Below are 25952 nucleotides of genomic sequence, written 5' to 3'. Positions count from 1 at the left end.
CTTTACTCTGCCTATTTAATGTTTTGTATTACTGCTTTGCCTCTTCCGCCTTCTTTGTAAGCTCCTTACAGAACTCCTCCGGGCTCAAGCTTCCATCAATCAGCTTTGGCAGAAGCTTTCCGAATTCCTGATCTCCGATAGAAGCCGGGAATACATCCCCTAAGATAGGCACATACTTTGTATCATCATTTACACTCTGGTTGTACTCGTATAACAATGGGTTTTCCTTGAGCTTATTCAGGAAATCCTCACTGTACTTCAGTCTTGGTGCGGTTCCGCCCTCTGCCAAAAGATAGGCTTCCAGCTCTTCCTGACTGCCGCGGAAGGCAAGGAATGCCTTAGCCACTTCCTTTTCGTCATCGCTTGCAGTAGCGGGAATCCAGAAATCTCCGTATCCTGCAGGATTGGCTAATGCAATATTTCCGGGATAAATGCCGGCATGCACGGAGGAGCCTTTAAAATCATTACTCCACTTGTCCTTGGATTCCTCGTTGAATTCGGAAACCATCCAGGAACCGTTAGGAATTACGGCCGCCTTATTGCTCATGAAAGCATTGGCGGCATCCGCATAAGCTGCCCCTAAAGTATTGGCAGAAGCATTTTTCTGTAAAAGAGTCTGTAGCTTCTCCACGCCCTTTACAAATGGCTCTTCCGTATAATCCCAAAGCTTATCCTTTACGCTATCCTGCAAAAGCTTTGCTCCACCTTCTTCATTTCCCACAAGGGCAGAGAGCATCAAAGCGGAAGTCCAAGCATTTTCAGAAGTCATAAAGGCAATTTTCTTGTCTCCTAAAGAAGAAACAAATTCCTCATAGCTAAGCTCTCCAAGAGCTTTCTCCGGCTTATACAGATCTTCGTTGTAGAACATTCCGATAGGACGAATCACCAGCATGGGGGAAACCACCAGTTTCCCGTTATAAGTGCAGTATTCCTTGGACTCCGGAAGCCAAAGTTCGGAAAGTTCCGGTGTTTCCTTAGCAAAATCGGTCAGATCGTAAGCAAGGTCATTATCCAAAATTACCTGCTTAAACCACTGGGCATCAATGCCGCCGGAGCCGGGGCTATGCACCAAAGCAGGAAGCTTCTTCTGGGTAGCCAGCTGCTTAATCTTCTCCGCATAAGAATCCTGTACCACCTCTTCCACAGTGATTTTATACTTTCCTTCATACTTCTTATTAAAGCGCTCTACCTGAGGAAGAAAGAACTTTGCTCCCACATTTTCTCCAGCCAAGAAGGTGGGGAGCTTCATCTCCTTAAGCCCCTCAGAAGTTTCTTTCTTTTCCGCGCCTTCCTTCTCCGCTTCTGTTTCTCCTGCAGCTGCACTGCCCTTCTCACTTTCCGCCTTAGGCGTATTGTTGGCACAGCCCGGCAGAGAAAGTCCCAAGACTAAAGCCAAAGCAAGGGATAAGAGTTTTCTTTTTTTCATACTTTTCCTCCAAATTCGATATGTTTTTGGCGACTTTGCATACAATCGCCTCCAAAACTTTTGGTTTTACCTAGCATTATACCCAAGCAAAATAAGCTGTCAAGAATTCACACAAGAAATAGGCACAAAAAAAGCACAGAAAATCCTCTCTGTGCCTAAAGCATTGCTTTTTATTTTATTCTAAAAACCCCTTCACTTTTATCAGCTTTGGATCCCACTTATCCCTCCAAAATCTTCAGAATCGTCTTTCCCTTGGACTTTCCCTGCTTTACTTTGTCTAAGGCTTCATTGACTTCTTCTAAGGAAAATGCCGTATCCACCGAGGTTTCCAAGGGTCTTTCCGGAGAAAAGAGCTTTCCAATCTTTTCCAGTTGTGCTCCATCCTCATGGACAAAAAGGAAATCATAGCTCTGTCCCTTTGCCTCCGCCATCTTGTCATACTTCCTTCCGGCAAATCCGAAAAGGAGCTGTTTTAGGAAGGACAGACCTGCTCTTTTCGCAAATCTTCCATTGGGCAGTCCTCTTAAGGACACAAGGCTTCCTCCCTTCTTTAAAACTTTAAATTCATTGGGAAGCTCACGATCTCCAAGAGTATCCAATACATAATCCACATCCTTTAAGACATCCGCATAGTTTTCCTTTTTGTAGTCAATAAAGCGGTCAACACCCAGCTTCTCAACCCGTTCCGCATTATCGGCACTACCGTTGGTATAGACGGTAAGACCAAGACTTTTCGCAATGGGAATGGCCATAGCACCAAGACTTCCTGTTCCGCCGGATATAAAGACGGATTCTCCGGCCTTAGGCTGCATGATTTCAAAGGCCTGCATAGCGGTTAAGGCGGTTAAAGGCACCGTTGCCGCCTCATCATAGGAAAGGTAATCCGGAATAGGAGCCAAAGCCCCTTCCTCTACCGCTGCATACTCCGCAAAGGCACCGATTTTGGAAAGGGGCATTCTACCGTATACCCGGTCCCCTGCCTTGAAGCGTTTCACGGCAGAACCTACGGCTTCCACCTGTCCCGCAAATTCATTTCCCATAATCAAAGGCAAGCTATAAGGCACAATCAGCTTGACCTCTCCCCGAATAATCATATTGTCCAGGGGATTTACTGCTGCGGTAAAAACCTTAACCAAGACTTCCTTTTCCCTTGGGCTTGGCTTTTCCACCTCTTGTATCTCCAGTTTTCTTCCATTCTTATCATAATTTGTTAAAACCGCTGCTTTCATTTGCTTTCCCCTACTCTTTCTCTTTTAACTCATTCTCTTTTAACTCTTTTCTCATGGCATTCATACAATCTTCCAGACTCATACCTGCCAGTTTTTCTTCCATCTCTTTTTCCATCCTGCTGAACATCCCCTCCAAGGTGGGCTTGATATTCCGCCCCACAATACATTCATCATTGGGATTTTGGTGAATATCAAAGATATGGACTTGCTCCACTTCCATAATGCTTTTATAAATCTCCAGTAAGGAAATCTCCCTTGCCGGCTTTAGCAGACGAAATCCGCTTATTCCCTTACGCCCTTCAATGATTCCTGCCTTACTGAGCCTAGTGGTTAACTTCCTAATATAACTGGCATTGGTTCCCACACTGTTCGCGATCTGCTCGGAATTCACCGGCGTTTCCGACTCGGAAATCATAATCAGGGAATGAATTGCTGAAGAAAATTTTGTATCCATCTTAGTCCTCCAATTGGTATGTTGCGATATACTCTACATTTTCCGCTTTGGAAAGCTCTTCCCTCTGATAAGTTCTTACGCTGGCTCTGTTCTTAATTGTATTCGTTGTGATGTTCATTTCCTACTCCTCTATACCCTATTTTAAATGTATTTGTATCTGATACATTTACTTTATAGCTGTTTTTTTCCTTTGTCAACTGTTTTTTTCTTACTTTGAAATACTCACATACCGTCCTACACCGCTTTAAGCAGTTCTCCTCATTTCATTGACAAGAATGATTAGAATGATTAGAATGGTTAGAAAGAATTGGCATTCTTGAAATGTTTGGAAGTCAATAAAAATGGAGCAACTGGACAAGAATATTAGAAACTCTAAAGAAATTCGGAAGGTGAGAAAATGACTTTTCAAGAAACGGAAAAAGTTGAGCTAAAATCAATCGTGCAGGAGGATATCAAGAAAGAAATTCTTGCTTTTGCCAACTGTAATGGAGGCACCGTCTATGTGGGTGTTTCTGATCACGGTGAAATCTTGGGATTAGAGGACATAGACGCCTCTACTCTACAAATTTCCAACATGGTACGGGACAGTATTAAACCGGACATCACCATGTTTATTCATTATGAAGCGCTGGAATACGAGGGAAAATCCATCATTGCCATTCATATCCAAAGGGGAATCAATCGCCCATACTATTTATCCAAAAAAGGCCTTCGTCCTGAAGGAGTCTATGTAAGACAAGGGTATTCTTCTGTCCCCGCCAGTGATACAGCCATCCGACAAATGATTAAAGAATCGGACGGTGACAGTTTTGAAGAGATGCGTTCCATAAATCAAGCCTTAAGTTTCGATGCGCTAAAGCAAGAATTTAAAACTCGTAAGATTCCTTTCGCACAGGCACAAATGCAAAGCCTTCACTTACAATCTGTTGATAAGCTCTACACAAATCTTGGATTGCTACTATCCGATCAATGCCCCTATTCTATTAAGGTAGCCGTTTTCGAGGGAAATACACAAAATATCTTTAAAGACCGAAGAGAGTTTTCCGGTTCCCTTATGCAACAGCTTCATGATGTATACGACTATATCGACCTTCACAACCAAGTGCATGCAAGCTTTGATAAATTGCTACGGATTGACAATCGGGATTATCCGGAAGTGGCTGTCCGGGAGGTACTGCTCAATTCTTTGGTACATAGGGACTACGCCTTCCATGCCGCTACCCTGATCAGTATTTATCCGGATCATATGGAGTTTGTCACTCTTGGCGGTCTACCCACAGGATTGGAACTTGCGGATATCAAGTTAGGGATTTCCGTTTGCCGAAATCCCCATCTTGCCAATATTTTCTATCGTTTGCAATTAATAGAAGCCTATGGAACCGGCATTAAAAAAATCATGGATAGCTACTTTGGAAAATGGAAACAGCCCTCCATCATCTGTAGCAACAATGCCTTTAAAATCGTCCTTCCCAATACCAATGCAGGACAAATCGTAAAAGAGGATAGTGTCATCTATTCTGTAACTCCTTATTCTGTCGCATCCTCTTCTACCCTGCCCTCCGCTGAAGAGCAAATCCTGCAAGTCCTTTCCAGGCAAAAAGATATCACCAGAAAGGAAGTGCAAGAACTATTGGAAGTCAGCCAGTCTACTGCAGGCCGCATTCTAAAAACCATGGTGGATCGGGGGCAGATTATAAAACTGGGGGGTAGTCTTACCACACGCTACAGAGCAGTACAGTAATGTAATATTTTGCGATACATTCAGTAATTTTACCAATACGTTTGAAAGGAGGAAGAAGCAATGGGAGATACCAGTATTATTGCTAGAAGACTTAAAAATGGACACGTGCAATATGGATGGAGCGGAAACGGAGGATATTTTAAAAATGTCGGGAACAGACTGCTATGGTGGTACAAATCCCCAAAGGACGTAGAATATCTTTTCTCACTGGGAGAAACCGCTTTAATTGGACAGATAGGTAGTGAAAATGGCGGATATGGATGGTTTGATACCCATTCCCCTACCGGAGAGCCCTTTTCCGAAGGCAATACGGAAAGGGAAATATTCAGTGAATTGGATTTTGTCGATTATGGCTATTTTTATGATATAGACCATAGGTGGTACTATGTTATCCCCGGTCCTTTCAGAATCAAAATGCCCTTAGAACTAATAAAAAACAGGCTTGATGAAGATGATTATGAATTTGATTTTCGAGACGAAGTCGAGGCTAAGGTGGACAGCTTTATATTACAAGATTATCAAAAATATGATTCTGCATTTGCAGACTTTCTGAAAAATAAAGGCTATGATGCAGAAACAATCCTGGGGGAAATCAGCGAAGACGGACTAGCCTCAACCTACACACTATTTGAGAGATATCCCTATATCTACAAGTATTTTGATGATTGGATTCTTATTAAGACAAATGCCGATAATACGGAAATTTCAGAAATCATAGTCAAAAAACATAGCAAAAAACATGTGGAAACTTGCAACTGGTAGGCATGAAGATTTCTTAAAGAAAGCGAAGGGACAATCCATTTCCATAGTTAACCAAATTCTACCCGGGCTGTACACCACTATTTATTCCTCCTTGGTGCACGCTTTCTTGTTATCAGATTCAAATCTTGAATTTGCCTACCAAGCGCATCATCCTTTGCAAGTAGTAGAAGATCTTTATCAAGATTGTTTAGAGCATGCAAAACTGCCGCATAGATTCCCATTGCTACGGATGGGTCGCCTTTTTCAACCTTCCACAAAGATGCTCGGCTGATTCCGGCACGTTCTGCGGTCAGCTCCGAAGATAGGCTTCGTCTGAGTCTGGCAAGCTTAATCTGCTCACCCATGGTTTTTAATATTTCTTCTGTACCCGGAAGTATGTTATATGCTGCTCTCTTCATCTAATGCACCCCATTTAATGTATACTAATATAAACCTTAAATTAGTTTTTGTTTATATGAGTATACATAAATTGGTAATGTTTTCAAATGGCTTTACATATTCTGCTTACAGAAGCATCTTAATGCTATGCGAGGATACTGATTGGATTCAAATCGAAAGAATTGAAATCACGACAGTCCAGAAACACACCGGAAGTCATAACTTATGCAGATAAAGCAAACGAGCTTCTAAGACGCAGGTATTACAATATGGTTCTTGGTATATATAAGAAACACAAAGTAGTCAAAACAGCAATAGCGAGAGAACTTGCCTGCTTTATCTAGGACATAATGACGATTATATTGCCTAATGCTATGGGTGCAACATTGCGCCGCTAAAGCGGTGCTTTGTAGCCTTGACATCATCATCCCGTTGTTACGGTGGGTAACCAATCCACGTATATCAGGAATAGTCAAAGCCAGGAGCTGATACTCCAGAGCTCTCTTCTATATCTCTTCAGAATCATTAAATATAATTTTATGCAATCTTCTATAATTTACACTTGACAGAATGTGGTTACATATCAGTTTTCTAGAAATATTTATAAATTCCAACAATGATGTTCCTCTTTTTGCAACAATAACATTATTACTAAATAACTCAAACGCTATGGCATATGCCTCTTTCTTGAAGAGGAGTCTTAGCAAATAGCTTTTTCCTTTTTTTTATAAACATGTTCAAATCATTGCAATTTATTGCTTCTACTATCTTGGATATATTATCCTTAATATCCCTTTGTACATATATAGAATCATGAGTAATTCCAAAATCAGTTAATGTCTTTTCAATTTCATCCATTAATAATCCATCTATTTCGATTTTTATAATCGAATCATTATAATCATTGTAGTCCAAAGGCCAAATCATAGCATTATGCATTGTAAAATTACCAGATTGCCTACACATCCTCTTATCTTTTCTTGGTCCTGTAAAAGCAATTGGAAATAGGAAACTGCCAATATCTTTTTCAAGTTCTTTACTACTAAAAATTTTATCTTTAGCATTCATATCATCATTATATTGTCGTGGATTTAAAATATAGATTGCTGCTTCAGTTCCCTTAATACGCTTATCACAAGCAAAAAACAAGCCTATGGACAAGTCTGTAGACCAATCTAATAATGAGGTTTTTAAACCATAATGCTGAGCCATACACAATTGATCAACTATTTTGGAAGGATATTTAATATGTTCTTTTTTTAATTCATCTATGAAATGAGTAAGATACATCCAATGGGGAAGATATACTTTATCTCCCCTATTATTATAGTTTTTCACAATTACTGGATCTAACGGTCGTCCAAATTGATCTTCTACTACATATAGTACTCTATATGCCCCTGGTAATAACATATAATCAACATTTGAATGACCTCTAAACCAACAGTTTTCCCCAAATCGTTGCCTCGTTTCTCTTATTACATTTAAGAATTCTCTCCATTTTTTTACTTTATACGTTTTCATTAATTTTTCTCCTCACTGTTTATCAAATAACCTCAATGATTAAAAAAGCTAATCCTGTTTCAATAAAATAATTAACTGATATGTAATGAAGTTTATCTAGAAGTAACCTAAAGCAAAGGCTACCTTAAACTTGTTCTTTTGTTTATGGAAGATCTTGAAATAATTCCAGAATACTACTTCCATAACTTTATCCACACTAATATGGGGGAGATTAACTCACTAATGTCCACCGTGATCTCTATCGTCTAGAAATGTGGATTACAGATTATTCTGTAACAACATAGCTAGTTCGTAGATAGCTCGAATCTTGAAATAGTTTAAGTCCCTTTTCAACATGTCTACAACTTCTACTTTTATTGTTGATTAAACATATATAGAGTAATGTATCTTACATTAAATTATTTACCATCCATGGTAGTGAAAGGATGATGTCGAGGCTGCGATGCATCTTTATAATGACTTAAACATAAAACTATTATCCCAATTCTCCCAGCATCTGCTCCGGGTTATCCGCCGCCTTTACCTTGTCAAATGCCTTTACAATCTTTCCATTTTCATCAATCAAATAAGTAGTACGAACCACACCCATATAGGTCTTACCGTAGTTCTTTTTCTCCTGCCAAACATCATAGGCTTGAATTGCCACAAGCTCCGGATCGGAAAGAATAGTAAAGGGCAGGCCGTATTTCTCTTCAAACTTCTTATGAGATGCTACGCTATCCTTACTAATGCCCAAAACCACGGCACCTTTTTCCGTAAACTGGGGATATCGTTCTGCAAAGCCGCAAGCCTGCTTCGTGCAACCAGCGGTATTGTCCTTTGGGTAAAAATATAAAATAACTTTCTTTCCTCTGTACTCTGACAGAGAGTGCATATTTCCGTTCTGATCCGGCAATGTAAAATCCGGTGCCTTTGTTCCAATTTCTAACATAGTAATCCTCCTTTAACAGTGGTTTGTGTCTGAATAAAAAGATGCTTCAAGAATCATTAGCTTATCTCTCCTTTTGAGAGCAATAAGCTTTAGTAATATAAACCATTAAAACATTTATAGTTCTATTTTTATACCCTTATTTCGCAGGTTTTCTATACACTCCATCAAATATTCCCCATTATGCTCTTTGTAGATAGGACTTTCTATCATTTTTTCTTCAAGATTATTGTATTTTTCTGCTGTCTTTCCTCTATAATTCTTATCTCTCCACCCTTCAGAAACCTTATACCCTCTTTTTTCCATTTCATCCATAACTAAAGAATGAAAGATAAATAGGTGATACGGAGAATAGGAAAATGCATAATCTACTGTTTTATGCTTCTTATTCCACCCATTTCCTCTAAGGGCACAGCATTCTCTATGTTGTCCAAGAAGCTGATTTTTCGGCAATATGGGAATCAGTTGTTCATGCCATAGTCTCATAATTTTCTCCTGCTAAGAAAGTAGATTCCTCTAAATATTGATTGGGATATTTCCTTAGTAAAGCGTTAAGATATTGAATCACAGCTTCCTGACTATTTTCCCCTTTCATATATTCTTCTAATATCTCAAATAATCCTTGTTTTTCCGTTTCACTTGCTTCTTTTTTAAAATATCCCCATACATGAAGAATAGCATTATGAAAATCTTTTTTACTCTCTTCTATATCCTTTATGCTTTGTATTTTTCGCTGTAGATATGCAATATCCACTTCCTTTTCTTTCAAATACTCTCGGATATCCAGATATGCCTTATGGGATTTGCTCAGCACATAATATTTATTTTTTGCCCATAGCTCTTCGCATTCTTTTTTTATATTCTTGTGCTGCACGTTACGCCTTCTTTCAAAATATTGTAAGCATCCCTAGTCCATATTTAAAAAAATTGCAGCAACGAATCTCTCTAATCATTGCTGCAAGAACGAATGATCCCTGCGGGAATCGAACTCACAACTAGTGCTTGGGAGTTCGTCCCATATCAGTCAGCAATTATTCAGTTGTGTCAAAAATAGATAAACTTTATCAAGTGTTTAAGCCACTTCACTGTTTGTCTTTGTCAAACTAAGATAAGGTAAATAAAGCCTCTCTATCTTTATAATTCAATTTTGCAATCTGTCTCATTGCATATCCTCACATATTTGTTTTATTACTACGTACACCCACGACGTGGCAAATTTTGCTTCTTCAAGCATTGATATTTTCTCTTCCGTAGAAAATTTCTCTCTAATCTGCTTTATTACACTCTCAGTAATTCCATCCTTGCCAATAGCCTTTATTGCTTGGATTACTAGTGCCGTTTTATAAGATAATTTTGAAATTTCCTTATTCGTTGTCTTTTTGAATTCCAACATTATCTTTTTATAGGTATATTTTTTATAAGCACCATCACATACATAAATCCAAACAGAGAGTACTTGCGTAGACAACCCCAATATGTTAAGAGCAGTGTCGCCATAAGGAACAATCGTCCAACCAAATTTTCTTGCTATAGCGTGTGCAACATCGTTAGGATCCGGTTCGATACATTCCCCAAGAAAAGAATTGTATTCTGGATATACATAAATGCCATGTAATATTTTTTTTATTAAGCCTTCTTTCTCCAGTCTCGATAACGTGACTCCTATTTTTGCACTATCTGAAATATCAGAAAAGTCACTCGCTGAAAATACCGAGCCTGGTTTAAATTTCGTTATGGTATCACGTGTTTTTCCTAATATATTTGGTCTTTCCATAAAATTACCTCGTTAAAAATATTATGCACTTTTTTTAACGAAATTCAATTCTTTTAGTAAAGGAATTGTTTTAGAATTGTTAATTCGCTCAGAAAATAAAAATATCTCCATCATTTCAAAAGAGAATGACGGAGATATTTCGCCTTGTTTATTCTTGTCGCAACCAATCGGCTATATCATGAATTTCGATTCCTTCATAACTATATTTTGGATGTTTGGTTCTGGCAATAATCATTTTCGGATAAGCATCTCGGATCTGAAGCAGAGGAGCGCATTCTCTCTCAAATGTTTCCTGCCCGGAAATGTTGTCGCTGACCTGAATATAAATCTTCTCGCTGCCTCTCTGAGCAACAAAGTCGACCTCCTTTTGATAGAGCTTGCCGACATAGACATCGTATCCACGGCGAAGAAGTTCGATGCAAACGATGTTTTCATATACTCTGCCGTAATCCATATTTCTGCTTCCCAGTATTGCATATCGAATACCGCTGTCACACAAATAGAACTTTTCAGAACTTTCAAGGTATTTCTTGCCTCGGATGTCGTATCTTTTAATATCATAAAATACAAAAGCACTGCACAAATACTTAATGTACTTGCCGACGGTTACATGATTGGTCGGAGTCTCATTTGCTGTCAGCAGCTGACTAATCTTATTAGGGGAAGTCAGGTTGCTGATATTATCCATAAGGAACTCGCTCAGACGCTGTAAAACCAAAGTGTCCGGGAGCGCATATTTCTGCACCAAATCCCTTGTAACAATCGTTTCGTAGACCTCTTTGATATAGTTTGTTCTGTCTTTTTCGGTTCTGTAAGCGTAAGAACCTGCTAAACCGCCCCTGATAGCGTAATCATCAAAGAGCTTATCTTTATCACTAACATCATCATAATATTGGCAATATTCCCGGAAGCTGAAAGGAAACACATGAATTTCAATATAGCGTCCGGTAAACAGAGTTGCCAGATCCGCACTCAACAGGAAAGCATTGGAGCCTGTTACATAGATGTCGTATTTTCCCTTAGAGTACAGGCTATTAATTGCCAACTCAAACTTGGGGCACATCTGCACCTCGTCTACAAACAGATAGTTCGTTTTACCTTCCTGATAATGTTCTTCCACATAGGCGTGTAAGGCATGGTATTCCTTAATTTCCTCATACGCCAAATCCATGAAGTCAATGAAGATAATATTGATGTTTTCAAAATGGCTTTTCAGATATTCAATATACGCCTGCATCAGATTAGACTTACCGGATCGACGAATGCCCGTGATGATCTTGATGTCAGGAGTACCATTCAGTTCAATGATTCTGTCTAGATACTTTGCTCTTGTAATTGTTTTCATATCGTCACCCGCTTTCAAAAGTTGAAGATTTTTCATTTCTTGAAACCGCTTCGGTGTACTTATTATACTGTCTGCTAATGGTATATGCAAGAAGTCGGCTCAATGACCGCCAGTTCCAATAGCTTTGATAAGAACTTCGATGCACCGGAATCTTTCAGCTTTATAATTGATACAACATCACTTCTTCCAAAATATTAAACAGTAGCAAATGTATTATATAAAGCAAGCACATGATCTATTGTTTTCGTTGATGTATCCTTTAACTTATTAGCAATGGACTCTGAAATATCAATATCTACTTTTGTTTCATCAATGTCTACTTTTGAATGTCTACTTTTATATTGGCAGCATAGCTCTTCGCATTCTTTTTTACATGCTTGTACGCCATTACACGCCTACACATTCCGTTTTAAAAACAAAAATTGCAGCAACGAATCTCTCTAATCATTGCTGCAATAACGAATGTTCCCTGCGAGAATCGAACTCACAACTAGTGCTTAGGAGGCGCTTGTTATATCCATTTAACTAAGGGAACAATGGAACTCTCTTATTTTACCTATCCTGCAGTTTTCTGTCAATGCAGGGTAGGAACTAAGTTACTGCTAACCGGACTGTTTCCATATGCCCATCCTTAGGAAATTATTCCTTCACTATTCACTTTTTGATATTTTTGGTTCCTACTGTTTGGCTTATCGGGTACCGTCATTTCTATTTTTCCTGCGCTAAGTAAAGGCTTGATATATTTTTCCGAAAAGTTTCTTCTACCAACCAGCCCCATAAATTCTTGCATTTCTTTCCGACTGCGAGGAACAGAGCAAAATTGAATAAGATCTTGTATCGTGACTTGCTCCTTATCTTGTTCCTTTACTTGCTCCTTATCTTGTTCCCTGGAAGCAAGATCTATAGACGGCCCGACCATAGCTGTTGCAGCTTCAGATAGAGGAATAATAGTTGTAAAGACATCAGCTTCTGTAAATATAGGCTCTCCGCCGGAATACATCTTCGTGTATTTATAGCTGTTTCTCATACCACTTCCAAGCTCATCAGCAAGTCCAATCTCTCGGAAAACCTTTGCTATCGGCGGATTCTTTGCAAATGGCCTGAATGTTTTCAGATGCAGGTTTCCGTGCCCGTGCGCAAGGTTAGCATTTTCTGTTGTGATCTTATCCCTCTCAATGACGAGTTGATGAGCTGAACATCGTCGCAGGGCTAATACAGGACAATATCCGCTTCACCATTAAGGACGGTACGGAAATCCGAGTATAATTCTGCACATAAAGCAAGCTCCCGATTTTCGGATTTGATTCCGATGGTCGGGAACTTTTCAGCTTCTCGCTGAGCTTTGCCGGTCTGCTTGAGTTCAGTTTTCATTTCTTCCCGTTACATCTGCCGTCTCAATTACTATATGCTCCGCCCATTTTTCCGCCTCTGGAAAGGCTTCTCGAATCTCATCCGGCAGTTCCTGTGTAAAGCGATATTCCGACACACCTATAGGCTTTACCATATCTTTTAATGCAAATTCAGCTACAGTCCTGTTCTTGTCCCGGCACAGTATAAGGCCTATTGAAGGATTATCAATCTCTGTTTTCAGCTTCTCATCAACAAGAGATAGGTAGAAATTCATCTTCCCCGCATATTCTGGAATAAATTTCTTTGTTTTGAGATCTACAACCACATAGCAATGTAGGACTGTATTGTAGAACAGGATATCAAGTGCAAACTCATCTTTGCCGAGTGTCAATGGATACTGATGCCCCATATAAGCAAAGCCCTTGCCCATTTCCAGAAGAAAATTTGTAATGTTCTTTACAAGCTCATCCTCTATCTGGCGTTCCTTCATCTTTTCGTCAAACTCAACGAAATCAAAAATGTATGGGTCTTTCATGGTCTGTATCGCTAGTTCGCTTTGTACCTCCGGAAGAAGTTTCTCAAAATTTTAAAGTTTTCCTCCTTGCTCACGGTCAATCAATCCCGTAGCAATCTGATGTTCTAATACTGCAACTGACCATCCATTCTCAATCGCCTTCACTCCATACCAGTATCGGGACTCCATAGTTTTCAATTTTTCAATCAGCACAAGATTATGAGACCACGGCAATTTTGCAGACACCGTCTGCAAAAAGTTCTGATCCGTTATCTCTCTAGCAAAACGCTTCATATACCGGAGGTTTCTCGCTGAATAGCCCTTTGCCTCTGGAAAAGCCAGTTTAATCTCCTGTGCCAATGTATCAATAAACTTGTTTCCATATGCTGTATTCTTGTTCAAATCATTTCCGATATCTCAATACAACCTGATTAACTGCTCATTCACATTCAGCAAAGCCCTGTATTGCGCGGCTTTAATCTTATCCTTGATATCCGTTATGAGTTGGATTTGAGTACTTTCCTGTAACTCCATCTTATCCTCCAATTTTGCAGTCCCCGTCTGCAAATTCCATTTATCTTGATTTTCAGGCAGAGAGGCAATCGCTGAATTGTATTAAACTCTGCACTTTGCTTTCATATACACGGCAGTTTGAATAAAGCTTCAGAATTGACACCAGCATGTTTACGATACTTGACGGTATATAAATTTCTAACAGCCATTTTCCAATGTCCTCTATTTTCTATTTGTTTGATGTTGAAGCAAATTATTACTTTGCTCAAGATCTATCTCTCCAGTCCTTTTTCACCTGCTCCCAGATGGCAAAGGCCTTCCGAATTCGTTCTCCCCCATGACGATACTCAAAAACATCTTCCAGTTCCTTATCGGAATAAGCAGAAAGGTCATGGGAATACATCCACATACGCTCATAATGTTCCCGTCTATACATGGATTTTCCCCATTCACTGCTGTCTGTCCAAAGGGTTCCCAAAAGGAAGATTCCGCTAATCAGGAGGCAAAAAGCAAATCTGCCCTGCGCTGTTTTTTGTCTCCGATCAATCCTTATCTGCTCTCCGATTTCCATTTTCCGGTCTACGCCTATTTTCTGTTCTATTCTTGATGCCTGTTTTGTTTGAGATTTCTGTTCTGTTCTTAATTCCTGTCCCGAACTAAATCTCTTCTCATTCTTCCATAAGAACAAGAGCAAAAATGCTCCCAGCAAAGCACTTTGATATTGCAGGGCATAACGGCTTTGAAAAGCATAGCTTTCCTTTAAAAACATATAGCGGGTAAGGAAAACCAGGGCATGACTGGCTAAGCCGTGAAGAAGCAATAATCCGGGCAACAAGCCAAAGTAGAAAATCTCTCCACTATTTTCTGCTGCCATAGCATTTTTTCCTATCCGATTTTTCGCCTCTTCTTGCCCCTGCTCTGAAGAAAAGTCTTCCTTGCTTTTTCTAGCAAAACTCCTGTTTCCCGGAATTTTAGAAGATGCAAAAAACCTCCAAAGATACAAGAGGGTCATAAAAATATAAAAGAAAAGCACAAATGCGCCAATCAAAACGATCCCTTTTCCCTGTATCGCTCCGTCTCTAAGAAGCTTCTCCAGATTTTCCCCGGAAATAAGCATGGAGGAAAAGCCGTAAAAGATAAATTTCACCACAAAAAGCAGATGATTTTGTAGTACCTCTTTTAGGGAAATGCTTTCCGCCCCGGCATATTCATACACCGCATAGTGATTGCTGAGAAGATATAGAAAAAGGCAAAGTCCGTTGGAAATCAGGAGAAGAATCGTCCCCTTGATATCCCAAAGCTTCTTCCCCAAAGCCAGGAAGAAGAACAGAGCAAAGCAGGAAAGGAATACCGCCAAGCAGTAGGGGCCTGCCACCAGTAAAATAAATGGCGGATAAATCGATAGAAGAAGCAAGGAGCTTTTCTTGCTGAAGGCCTGATCCAAAGCATAGAAATAGTCATAAAATGCTGAAAAGGCCAGAAAATGAATATAACCTGAGCCATTTAAAAGCATTTCCCACTTATTTAAGCTGTAAAAAAGAATCAAAAACAGAAGCTGCTGCAAAAAGGGCAGCTGCTTTTTTCTCATAAAAAGCAGTAAGGGTTTGCTGGCTAAGAATAGTCCCAGTACCCCAAGTACCCGGTCAAAAATCAGGGTATAGCCAAAAGAATAACGGTTTATTTCCCTAAAAAAATAGGTCAAGGGAATTCTGGTTAAAATATCCTTTTGCAGTAAATCTCCAAGCTGAAAGGGCTTTCCCAAGTAAGAATTTACCAGCCGGATATAGTCGGAATACAAAACATCCGTAGTACTTAGAAGAACATAAAAGAGAATGACAAGGGCCATAAGGAAAGAAAGGAGCAATGAAGCAATGGGGAGCTTCCCTTCTTTCCCCTTGGAAAACAGATGCTTGCCCGAAGCCGATGCCCCAAAACCTTGCCCTAAGGGAACCCGCTCTCCGGAAGCTTCTTCGCCGGAACTTTTCACATCAAAAGCTTGCTCTCCGAAAGCTTTTACGCCTGCAGTCGGTGCCGTAGAAACTTCTGACCCGGCCACCGGTATATTTCTGTTTTGTCCCTCATGCTCTGCCATGCTTTCCCTCCCTTTCTCCGCTATGTATTAGCTTTTATATAGTCCTTTGGCGCAACCCCATTTTTCATAAATACAGTTTTAGAACAAATTTATGCTATTGGCCAAACTGCTCTAATTTTTCTGCTTTCGAAGCATAGAAGCAAATCTATTTTCACTTCTACATTTCAAAAATCAGATTACTCTTTTCTCCGATCCGGAGAATCTTTTAATATCAGAGGTTGGGAAATACCTCCTGGGTAATGTCCCTATAGGCTCTTTCCTCCGGAACTTCCTTTAAAACAAGGCTGTTGTAGGAATTCGCTTCCGACGGAAGTTCCCTAAAGTCCTTGATGAAATGAATCTTCGTACCCTGTCCGGACATTTCCGGATCAAAGACCTGAAAGAAGGTATCTCCGTAGAACTTACTCATCTTGAAGTTATTTTCCAGAATATAAACTTGTTTTCCCAAAACATAATCTCGACCATACTTCCCTATGGTCTGCTCAGCCAAGGAGTTCATCCGGTCCTGATCCTCCCAAAAGTAAATTCTGGGGAAAGACTCACGATATTTCATTTCCGCAGGGAAGCGCAGGCAAACGAAGAGCAGGGCAAAAAATGTGGGAATCGGCATACCGGTATTTCCCAAAAGATAGGCAAAATACAAAAGAGAAGCCGCAAAGCTAACATAAACCCACCGCATTTCCACGCGAATCGTGATGGAAGAACAACCGATGCAAAGGGCAATAAAGCATAAGAACAAAATATTTTTTCCAAAAAACTCTTTTTTCAGCTTTCCCTTGAGAATGGCAAAAAGCAAAGCCAAAAGAATGCTAAAGGCTAAAACTGCAATGGAAGCGTAAATGACATAGCGATGCTTTCTGCCTACTTCTTCCCAGGAAATTCCAGCTAGGTAATCCGGCCCCGCCTGAATGCCAAAAATATAGAATACCTGAGAAAAGGCATGGGACAGAGCTTTCGTCAGAGAAAAGCCGTCCTGTACCTCCGTTCCTCCCGTTCCCTTCGGCACGAAAGAACCGATAGCCAAGCTTCGAATGATAAAGAACAAAAAGGCTTGCACAAAAGGCAGGAAGAAGGGAAGAATCTTCGGTCTTTTCAGGGCTTTGCTCTCCGGATGATTCTGTTTCCTTGCACTTGCGCTTACATTTGCACTTGCACTTGCATTTACACTTTCACTTACATTTGTATATGCACCTGTACTCGCACTTATATATGCACTTGTACTTGCGCCGGTATTTACACTTGTACTTTCACTTTCGCCCTGCTCCACTACAATATACTGCTTTCCCACGGCAGCAATCCCTGACAAAGCGGACTCCGAAGCTTTTGCATAATCTGCAGCTTTCGCACCATCTAAAGCTTTCGCATTTTCCGATTCTTCCGCTTCTTTTAGCCCTATATTCTGCACCCCGACAGCAGTATTTACCTCCGCCTGTTTTCCTCTGAAAATGAGGGGAATATAAAATAACGGCAGTAGAGCCACATATCGCTCATGGGTGAAAATCAAGAGGAAGAAAAACAGATGAGAAAAGAAAAGCATTTTCCCAAAAACCCTCTCCTGGCAGTCGATTTGTCGGTAAAGAAAATACAAAGTGAAAAGGGCAAAGCCCAAAGCCAGGGTTTCCAAAATGCCGATGGCCTGCCCAATCTGGTAATAGGCAAAGTGGGCAGAGAGAAAAAGAACCCCTAAGGACAAGGAAAGGATGCGCTTCTTCGTCATTTTCAAAGAAAAGAAAAAGAGAAAAAAGGCCAGCAGGCTGTTTAGGAAAATGTTGAAATGCAAGTAACGGTTGGGATCTGCCCCAACTAAAGCCATTTCGATATAGGAAATCGCCCAATACACCGGGCGGAAACGTACCGCCTGCCCAATTGGAAAGCTGAATTCAAAGAAGTTTTGCTCCCGGAAAAAGGAAAACAAATACAGGTCATCCATGTAAAGGGCCTTGATGTGAATCTGCCGGTTAATCCAATAGGCAGAGCCCAATAGGAAGAGAAAGGCCAGCAAATAGCCTCCCAGCGGTATTCCTTTTATAAAAGCTTTATTTCCTTCTTGTTTCATTTACTCCTTACCTTTCTATTGGCGGATTTCGTAATGCACTCCACCTGCTATTTATTCCCTATAGATATAGCGAAACGCGGTCACGTTTTCGCGATATTCCAAACGTAGTGATTTATTCCCTAAAGATATAGCGAGGCTGCCACTTTCATCCTACTGTCAACTACTGCTTTCATGCCTTCGGAAACCCTATTGCAAATACTCCGACAGCAACTGTATGATCCTGTCTTTTTCCATCTGCTCTTCCGGACTTAATTCCGGATAGGGCCTTTCTTCCCAAGGATATTCTAAACGCTCTTTCCGAATCTGTAAAAGTAAAAGCTGTTCCGCCCCTTCGCCATTGGATTCTGAAAATGCCTTTACGCCATCAAGCGGCAGAATTTTATTTTTCTCCACCAGCATAGGACTTTGGAAAATGCCTTCCTCCGCCATTTGCAGAAGCATCTCCCTGGCCCGCTCTTCTCTCTCATCATGCAGGAAGCTTTGCTCCAAATACACATAGTCGGTATTGGACCATTTTAAGAACCAGGCAAAATAGAGGGGGGAATCATAAAGTCCCGGACTTCCTCCGGAGCCCTCCACGTCCGTAATGCTTTGCACATTGCAGGGGATTCGATAGCATTCCGGCATCTCCGCAAAGGCCAAAACATGGTGCCTTGGATTTTTTGTCATTTCCAAAAATGCCGGGAGACTTCCTTTTTCGCCCTGATTTTCCAGTTCCACCAAAGCATGGTCATAATAGCCCTTGTTGGCTAAGTCAATGGGAGTAAAGCCCACCGCCCCCGCCCAGCTGGTGGTGATGGTGCTAAGAAATGCCGCAAGGTAGAAAGGAAAGAAGAAAAAGGCTTTTAAAAGAAGGATAAAGCCCTTGGAACCGGCTGTATTTGTCTTCATAAGACCTTTTTGAGCATTCTCTTCCTGAAGACGCTCCTCTTGAAGATTCTTCTGAGCATTCTCTTCCTGAGGACGCTCCTCTTGAAGATTCTTCTGAGCATTTTCCTCTTGAAGATTATTCTCCTGAAGATTTCCACCGCTAAAGCATAGCAGCAAGGCCAGACTTTCCCATAAAATATAGTAATTCCCGTCAATCTGCCAAAGCATTACAAAACTTAATAAAGAAAATGCCATAATCACAAGGAAGGACAAGCTAAGGGGAAGGTAATCCCAAGGAGAAGCGTCATCGCTCCCCCTACAAAGAAAGGCTTCTCTTCCCGACGAACTATTTCTTCCAAGTAAGCTATTTCCTCCCGGTAAGCTATTTTTTCCCGGTAAGCATTTTCTTCCTATGGAAAAGCACTGCCATAAAGCGAATAGTAAAATCAGCGGAAAAAGCACACCGCTCCAGGCAATCGCCACATGCTCCATATCCTCTCCCACAGGATAAAAAAGAAAAGAAAAGAGTCTACGGAAAAAGGAGAAGGCAGATTCCGAAAACGAAAGCTCCCCGCTGTAATCCACATGGGCATCCAGATTAAAGGGCCAGTTTACATGAAAGCCGATGGCCTTGAAAATGCCGGTAAAGGTGGTGGAAAAGGGAAGCCCGGTAATCAAGAAAGTCCGTAGGGTAATCAGTCCTGTATAAACTAGAGAAAAAAGGACAAAGGGAAGCTCCGAAGTCCATTTCTCTCCCTTCGCCTGAATTGTATTATGATTTGTATTGCTATTTATGCCGGTATTCGCATTGATGTTGAGATTTTCTTTCGTATTTGTTTTTGTATTACTCTTTCCTAAAAACTCCAAAAGCATGGTGAGGAGAAAAACGATTCCCAGTAGCGTAGAGAAGACCACCGCCGTAGGTTTAAAGCTGTAGCTGAAAAAGAGCAGGAAGCAGCTTTGCAATCTCTTTCTTTTTAGGAAGAAATACAAAGCAGATAATTGAAGCAAAAGGGTAAATAAATCCGTTTTCATGGTAAGGGACATATTCCCCACAGACGATAAAAGAAAGAAACAGAGTATGCCAAGGTAAAGCTTCTTTCTGTTTTTCTGAAAATGAAAGAGCAGTAGCCCAAAAACCAAGGCCAAGGCCAGATAGGTCCATAGGCTGAAGGACAAAAGAAAGCCATAGCCCGGAAGATAATTTAAGGGATAGGTTAAAAGCTCCAGTCCCTTGGGATAGCTGTAAACGCTGTTGATTTGCCCGTGGGCAGAGAAAAAGCCCTCCGGAAACAGGACATACGCGCTTCTAAGTCCGTAACGAAGGGAGTCATAATCCAATGCCACATTGCTGCGGTTCATTTGCAGGATAAAAAAGGGAAGGGCAAAGACCAAGGGATACAGTGCCCCCTCCTGAAAGTCCTTTTCTAAAAAGGCCAAAAACCGTTTAAAGTCTTTAAATATTTGCAAAGGTCTTCCCGTGGTAATAAAGCGAAACAAAAGGGCAAGCACAAAAAACCATAAGCCGGAAACAAGCATTGGCAAAAGCATACGGTGAAGATAGGCAAAGACCAGCGTTGGTAAAATAAAGAGAAGAAAGAGATAGCTAAGAAAAGCTCTATTGATTGCTTCTCCGGAAGCTTCCCTTCTCAAAAAAACCCCTTTCCCCGGGGCATTCTGCATTTTCCTTTTGAGAAAAAAGCCCATAAGACAAAGGAAGAGATAGGCAAAAAGCCAAAGCATTTCCCGGAAAGCGACTTGGGTTTTCTCTTCTAAAAAACGCTCCAGGTTTCCCGAATCACGAAAAAACAGCAGAAAAAAATAAAGGGAAAGAAGACCGATTCCTCCACCGGCGATTGTTTTTACAATGCTTCCTCTTCTTCCCTCTGCCATTCCTATATCCCTTCTACCCTTTTTGTTATACTTTAGCAAATTTTTTACTTGTCGTTAGCGTCTTTCTGTCTTCGATGCTAAATCCCTTATCATTTTGATGAATGCCTTATCCTCTATACCTGAGCATATTGCTAAATATCTTGCTATTCATATTTCTGTATTTTAGGCTATTTAGGAGGTTTTTTCAAGATGAAGGATTAATCGAAAAAAATTTCCATAAGAAACAGGAGAAAGTGCATAAAACCACCCTCTATTTTTTCAAAAAATAAATACAAATTTATAGAACTATGTTACAATCATAACAATCTACATGTTGGAAAAACAGAAAGGAGATTTTATGGGTGCAAATTGGATTGTTTGTCTTGTGGTGGTGATTTATCTTCTGGCCATGCTGTTTATCGGCTGGTATTCCTCCACAAAAATCACAAGTAACACGGACTTTATGGTAGCAGGGCGTAGGTTGGGACCGCTGCTGATGGCAGGAACTCTTGCCGCAACGGAAATCGGAGGGGGCAGCTCTCTAGGCGTTGTGCAAAACGGAATGTCCGGCTATGGCTTAAGTGCCGCTTGGTATATTATCACCATGGGAATTGCCTTTGTCATTCTCTCTTTCATGGCTCCCAAGTTCCGAGCCGCCACGGTAAAAACCGTACCGGAGTACTTCCGGAGACGTTACGGAAAATCCTCCGGATTGGTTACTGCCATTATCATGCTGCTTCCTTTAATAGGGCTTACCGCAGGACAGTTTATTGCATCCTCCGTTATTCTTTCCACTATGCTGGGACTGAGCTATAAGCTTTCCGTAATCATTGTTGCGGTGGTTGTAACGGTTTATTCCATTATGGGCGGTCTTTGGAGCGTAACCCTTACCGACTTTGTCCAGGTCTTTCTGATTATTATCGGTATGATGGCGGCTGTACCTTTCGCCCTCTCCCATGCCGGCGGTGTGGAAGCCGTAATTCAAAATGTTCCTAAGGAGAGCTTGAATCTTTTCGCCGGCTATGATTTCTTCGGTATTCTTTCTCTCGTCATTATGTACGTAGGAACCTTCTCTGTAGGACAGGAAGCGGTTTCCCGTTTCTATGCCGCAAGAGATGAAAAGGCGGCAAAGCAGGGAGCTTGGCTTGCCGCACTGTTAAACTTTATTTATGCCTTTATCCCTACTGTTTTGGGATTGATTGTACTTGCACTGATCAACATGGGAAAATTCTCTGCCGATGAATTTGCTTCCGTTGGCGCACGGTATGCCTTACCGATTCTGGCGATTCGCACCATGCCTGCTATCATTTGCGGCCTGCTCTTCTCCGGTGTTATCTCCGCCACCATGTCCAGCTCCGACTCCGACCTTTTGGGAGCCGGATCCATCTTTGCCAATGACATTTTCAAAATCTTCCTTAAGCCAAATGCCAGTAGCAAGGAAGTTATGAATGTGACCAAGATTACCATGGTTTTGGTAGGTATCGCTTCCATGTTTATTGCTCTTTTCAACACCCAGAGCATTGTTTCCATCCTGATGTTCTGCTTTACCCTTCGAGCTGCCGGTTCCTTCTTCCCCTATGTACTGGGACACTTCTGGAAGAAAGCCTCCACGGCAGGAACCATTGCATCTTTGGTACTTGGAACCATTACCGTAGTCTATCTGGAACATGTGTCCAAGGGAATGCTCTTCGGTATCCACTTTAGTCAGGCCATTATTCCCGGACTGGTAGCCGCCTTCTTCGGCTTTATGGTTTTCTCCATTCTCATGCCTCCCGCAAAGGAAGGAACAGAGCTGGCGGAGGAAGCAGACGACTAATCCGGACACAAGTTTCTAATCGTAAAAAGAAGAGATATAGACCGTTATCCATAGAACAGGTCCAAAATCGGGCGCGCTCTCGCTAACCTCGCCTCGTAGGGGTACTAAGCGAAAAACTTCAGTTCCTTTGTTTTTCGCAAGTACCCACGGGCTCAGATTGCCCCTTTTATACAGCTATCTGCCAGAAAGTTAAGCTAAACCTTGTTCTTTCCCTCTCTTTTTTTCACCTGAAAGCGTTGTGGCCGGATTAGGACTTCTTCCAACACCACGCCCTCTCTTTGGGAGAGTAGCATTTCCACTGCCGAAGCCACATCCTCCGGCAGAAGGTAGCTTCCTTCGTCTCCCACGGTAAAATCCGCATTTCGGTAGAGCTTGGTATCCGTCATGTCCGGTAAAACACTATGTACCTTTAGACCGCTTTTTCTATATTCGGAAAATAGACTTCTGGCGAAGGACAGTAGTCCTGCCTTTCCTGCCCCGTACACCGCCCCATAGGTATTTCGCTCCAAAGCGGTTACGGAGGAGATGAATATGATGTGCCCCCGATTTTCCTTTAACTCACGCAAAAAATATTGCGTCAATATCATGGGGACTTCCAGATTCAACTCTGTCATCTCTCGAATTTCTGCTTCTTTCACATTTTCCTGCAAGCCATAGTAGGCTACCCCCGCCGAATGCACCAATATAGCAAGCTTTCCCTTTTCCCGAAGGCTTTTTAAAAATCTGTCCCTTTCTTCTTTCTTCCGTAAATCCAAAGAAATCGCTTGAAAAGAAGGGGCAAGACCGGAAAAGTCTCGGCCAATACCATAGACGGTATAGCCTGCTTTTTGCAGGCTTTCCGCAATAGCAAAGCCAATGCCGCCTGAGGCTCCGGTGACCAACGCCAGCTTCTCTTGCTGTTGCTCCTTACACAAATTTTCCAATTTCACACCCCTTTTCTTCTCATGCCCCGTGTCTTTTTATAAGCTTGCCCTTAGTTCTGTTTCAGGTCTTAGTTCCTGCCTGCCTCTATTTTTCATTTACACCATCTGCTTCCCGGTTATCCCAACGGAAGATTTTTTCCTTTGGGATCCTTGCCAGTAAACGGCTATACAAAAAGCCTTCCATTTCTTCCATCAGCTCCTTGGGATAATGGTAGTAACCCCCGGTATTTTCATAGGGAAATTGGGTATGGGGAGAATGGGGCAAAGCCTTACCCATAGCCTTTAAATAGCTTTCCGAAATCCGAAAGCTTCCCAAACTGCAATCATGAATCTGCTCCATGGGGATTTTTTCAAAAACTTCTTGGAGCAAAGCACCATAGAGCTCCTTCCAACGGGGATGATAAATCATAGGATCAAAGCAAAGCCGCACCAGATAACCTTCTTCCAAAGCCTTTTGAATGGCAATGATTCGGGAGGAAAGCCTGGCAGTACCCTCCTCCGCCTCTTCTATAATTTCCTCCGGGGACAGGGTAAAGGCGAAAATCATTCGTTTTCGGCCCTCCAAAGATAAGGGCAATCTTTGCATTTTTCGCCAAAGCCCTTCTCCCCCTGCCTTGGTTCGCACCTCGATACGAAGAGCATTTTCCTGATTTAAAAAGCGGGCAAATTCCTCCACATAGGGATAAATTCCCTCCATCGCCAGCAAATCCGTATCATAGGAAATGCAGAGATACAGGCTTCCCTTCTCCGCTATCCACTTCCTGCAATCGGCAAAATAATCCTCCAGATTCAAAAACATCACCAGATTGCTGCTGGGGTACATCCCCTGCAAATAACAGTAGGCACAGTGAAAGGGGCAATTCATCAGGAGGGAGGTATAGCAAAAATGGCTTTCCGAAAAATCCTGGCATACCACCGCGCCATCATACAGCCTTTGTCCCTCTTTCTTTGCCAAGATCAACTTTCGGCTATGGGACTGGGCAAGCCGTCCCTGTTTCTTTCGATTAAACACATCCTTGTAGTGCTTAATCGGAATGACTTTTGCCTTGGGAAATTTTTGTAAAATCCCCTTGGTTTCCGGGCTCTGCAGCAGGGCCTCCTCCACATAAATATGCCGAAAATGCTCTTGATAGGGATAGCTTTTTTCGCATTTTCCTTCCGGCAATGTGATTCCGGAACGCTCACAAGGGATTGGCGATATAACTTCGGAATCGTTGTCATGAATTTGCAACAGATTGCCCGAGCCATGACATTTTACCTGCAAAATTCTTTCGGATAAAATCCATTCCTTCAAAGAGGAAAGGGCTTTTTTCCCTGCTCTTTTATCAATTAACGTAAGCCTACCTTGCTTATCTATATCATTCCCAACACCTTTGAGAACCTCTTCTTTAGCCCCATTTTCGGCATCCTGAAGGGCATCGTTCCCTGCATTCCGTCTTCCAAAATTCTGCTCTAAATATTCCCGGACTTCTTCCGCGGAAATCCCTTGCAGAAAGGCATAACGAAGCAGTCTTTCCAGCTGTTTTTCCATCACAAAGGAACAATGCAAGCTTTCGGAAAGACTTTGAAGCTGCTGTCGAAAAGCAAGCTCCCCTTCTTCTTCCTTTCTTCTCTCTTTGGATTTTTCCTGTAAAAATCCGATGAAACGAAGAACTTTATTCTCTTCCTTTTGCAAAAGAGCTTGCATTCTATCCTGCCGGGATAAGGGAGAGAAAGGCATTTTTTCTTCATCGGGGCTTACCCCAAAATCCGTCACACAGCGAAGAAAAAAGAAATCTTCCGGAGCCAGGTAGAAATTCGCCGCCTGAAATACCGCGGCACTTTCCATATCGTAAAGCAAGGTGTTATTCAATCCGCTAACGCCTTCGGAATCGCTGTGTCTTTCGGAGACGCTTTGTTCTCTGGAATCTCCGTGTATTTCGGAGATAATTTGTTCTTTGGAATCGCCGCGTCTTTCGGAGACGGTATCTCTATCCCCCATAGAGCCAAGTTCTAAAATCTTATCCCCCGTTAAAAGCCCGGCTTCCGGAAAATCCAGCTTATACAGTAAATCCGGATAAAAGCAGCGGCCTGTGCTTTGCTGTTCCAGCTTTTGAATCCAAAACCAACGGCCCATCAGCTCTTCTGATGCTGTCCGATTCTTTCCTAATATCACTGCCGCACTCCCTAAAGAAAGCAGGATATCTCCCTTTTTGGCTTTTTCCTCTTGCAAAGTAGCCGCAACAGATATAGAAGCATTAATCTGTCCCTGTCCGGTGATGGTCAGGAGGATTTCTTCTCCTTCATACTGCAAAAAGGGAAACGAAGTTTTTCGTTTCCCCAGACTTAGTTTCTTGATAAAATGTTCTACTTCTCCCTTGTGGGCCGCAAAGATATAGACCATGT

General features: G+C 41.6%; 21 protein-coding genes and 1 tRNA gene. 3 read left to right on the top strand and 19 right to left on the bottom strand.

Features of this window, described 5'->3' with window-relative positions:
• Positions 1-28: 28 nt before the first annotated feature.
• From HNQ46_RS09125 to HNQ46_RS09115, 3 genes are all read right to left on the bottom strand, one after another.
• Positions 29-1426: an ABC transporter substrate-binding protein gene (locus HNQ46_RS09125; protein ID WP_183684414.1), complete on the bottom strand. Its 1398-nt coding sequence runs from the start codon at positions 1424-1426 to the stop codon at positions 29-31.
• 218 nt (positions 1427-1644) lie between these two features.
• Positions 1645-2655, bottom strand: a complete 1011-nt coding sequence (locus HNQ46_RS09120; RefSeq protein ID WP_183684413.1) for an NADP-dependent oxidoreductase — start codon at positions 2653-2655, stop codon at positions 1645-1647.
• A gap of 10 nt (positions 2656-2665) precedes the next feature.
• On the bottom strand, positions 2666-3109 hold the full coding sequence (locus HNQ46_RS09115) for an Rrf2 family transcriptional regulator (protein WP_183684412.1): 444 nt from the start codon (positions 3107-3109) through the stop codon (positions 2666-2668).
• Positions 3110-3506: 397 nt separating this feature from the next.
• Between HNQ46_RS09115 and HNQ46_RS09110 the strand changes: the two genes are divergently transcribed.
• Both HNQ46_RS09110 and HNQ46_RS09105 read left to right on the top strand, forming a co-directional pair.
• Complete coding sequence (locus HNQ46_RS09110; RefSeq protein ID WP_183684411.1) at positions 3507-4850, top strand: RNA-binding domain-containing protein; 1344 nt, start codon at positions 3507-3509, stop codon at positions 4848-4850.
• A gap of 60 nt (positions 4851-4910) precedes the next feature.
• Positions 4911-5612 carry a hypothetical protein gene (locus HNQ46_RS09105; protein WP_183684410.1) on the top strand — a complete coding sequence of 234 codons (702 nt, stop codon included), beginning with the start codon at positions 4911-4913 and terminating at the stop codon, positions 5610-5612.
• Positions 5613-5689: 77 nt separating this feature from the next.
• On the opposite strand, the gene HNQ46_RS09100 is transcribed toward HNQ46_RS09105, so the two are convergent.
• From HNQ46_RS09100 to HNQ46_RS09040, 14 genes are all read right to left on the bottom strand, one after another.
• Positions 5690-6010, bottom strand: a complete 321-nt coding sequence (locus HNQ46_RS09100) for a helix-turn-helix domain-containing protein (protein WP_183684409.1) — start codon at positions 6008-6010, stop codon at positions 5690-5692.
• Between the two features lie 640 nt (positions 6011-6650).
• Entirely contained in the window at positions 6651-7514 is an 864-nt protein-coding gene (locus HNQ46_RS09095; RefSeq protein WP_183684408.1) for an FRG domain-containing protein, read from the bottom strand.
• Positions 7515-7989: 475 nt separating this feature from the next.
• Entirely contained in the window at positions 7990-8445 is a 456-nt protein-coding gene (gene bcp / locus HNQ46_RS09090) for a thioredoxin-dependent thiol peroxidase (RefSeq protein ID WP_183684407.1), read from the bottom strand.
• A 114-nt stretch (positions 8446-8559) separates the two neighbouring features.
• A complete protein-coding gene (locus HNQ46_RS09085) occupies positions 8560-8928 on the bottom strand; it encodes a TIGR02328 family protein (protein WP_183684406.1) in 369 nt (122 codons plus the stop codon).
• Complete coding sequence (locus HNQ46_RS09080; protein ID WP_183684405.1) at positions 8912-9316, bottom strand: YbgA family protein; 405 nt, start codon at positions 9314-9316, stop codon at positions 8912-8914. Before HNQ46_RS09080 ends, HNQ46_RS09085 begins: the two co-directional genes overlap by 17 nt.
• 285 nt (positions 9317-9601) lie before the next feature.
• Positions 9602-10216 (bottom strand): DUF6088 family protein, encoded by a 615-nt coding sequence (locus tag HNQ46_RS09075; protein ID WP_183684404.1) that lies wholly within the window; start codon positions 10214-10216, stop codon positions 9602-9604.
• Positions 10217-10364: 148 nt separating this feature from the next.
• Complete coding sequence (locus tag HNQ46_RS09070) at positions 10365-11597, bottom strand: ATP-binding protein (RefSeq protein WP_183684403.1); 1233 nt, start codon at positions 11595-11597, stop codon at positions 10365-10367.
• 427 nt (positions 11598-12024) lie between these two features.
• Positions 12025-12096: transfer RNA gene (locus HNQ46_RS09065), tRNA-Arg, on the bottom strand.
• 96 nt (positions 12097-12192) lie between these two features.
• Positions 12193-12588: a Fic family protein gene (locus HNQ46_RS09060; protein WP_243155898.1), complete on the bottom strand. Its 396-nt coding sequence runs from the start codon at positions 12586-12588 to the stop codon at positions 12193-12195.
• A gap of 333 nt (positions 12589-12921) precedes the next feature.
• Entirely contained in the window at positions 12922-13446 is a 525-nt protein-coding gene (locus tag HNQ46_RS12245; RefSeq protein WP_330604577.1) for a DUF1016 domain-containing protein, read from the bottom strand.
• A gap of 51 nt (positions 13447-13497) precedes the next feature.
• Complete coding sequence (locus HNQ46_RS12240) at positions 13498-13827, bottom strand: DUF1016 N-terminal domain-containing protein (protein WP_330604576.1); 330 nt, start codon at positions 13825-13827, stop codon at positions 13498-13500.
• A 376-nt stretch (positions 13828-14203) separates the two neighbouring features.
• Positions 14204-16030, bottom strand: a complete 1827-nt coding sequence (locus HNQ46_RS09050; protein ID WP_243155897.1) for a hypothetical protein — start codon at positions 16028-16030, stop codon at positions 14204-14206.
• 211 nt (positions 16031-16241) lie between these two features.
• The gene (locus HNQ46_RS09045; protein WP_183684402.1) at positions 16242-18086 is read right to left on the bottom strand and encodes a hypothetical protein; all 1845 of its coding nucleotides are present in this window, start codon (positions 18084-18086) and stop codon (positions 16242-16244) included.
• A 186-nt stretch (positions 18087-18272) separates the two neighbouring features.
• Positions 18273-20849 carry a hypothetical protein gene (locus tag HNQ46_RS09040; RefSeq protein WP_183684401.1) on the bottom strand — a complete coding sequence of 859 codons (2577 nt, stop codon included), beginning with the start codon at positions 20847-20849 and terminating at the stop codon, positions 18273-18275.
• A 337-nt stretch (positions 20850-21186) separates the two neighbouring features.
• On the opposite strand from HNQ46_RS09040, the gene HNQ46_RS09035 reads away from it, so the two are divergent.
• Entirely contained in the window at positions 21187-22644 is a 1458-nt protein-coding gene (locus HNQ46_RS09035) for a sodium:solute symporter family protein (RefSeq protein ID WP_040649575.1), read from the top strand.
• 194 nt (positions 22645-22838) lie between these two features.
• Here HNQ46_RS09035 and HNQ46_RS09030 read toward each other — a convergent pair whose 3' ends face one another.
• Both HNQ46_RS09030 and HNQ46_RS09025 read right to left on the bottom strand, forming a co-directional pair.
• A complete protein-coding gene (locus HNQ46_RS09030) occupies positions 22839-23573 on the bottom strand; it encodes an SDR family oxidoreductase (protein ID WP_183684400.1) in 735 nt (244 codons plus the stop codon).
• 79 nt (positions 23574-23652) lie between these two features.
• The gene (locus HNQ46_RS09025; protein ID WP_183684399.1) at positions 23653-25950 is read right to left on the bottom strand and encodes a spore photoproduct lyase family protein; all 2298 of its coding nucleotides are present in this window, start codon (positions 25948-25950) and stop codon (positions 23653-23655) included.
• Between the last annotated feature and the right edge of the window lie 2 nt (positions 25951-25952).

Source organism: Oribacterium sinus (genome assembly GCF_014202695.1).
Classification (GTDB): domain Bacteria; phylum Bacillota; class Clostridia; order Lachnospirales; family Lachnospiraceae; genus Oribacterium; species Oribacterium sinus.
The sequence above is the reverse complement of the archived record's forward strand: the minus strand, read 5'-3'. Positions and strand labels throughout refer to the sequence as shown.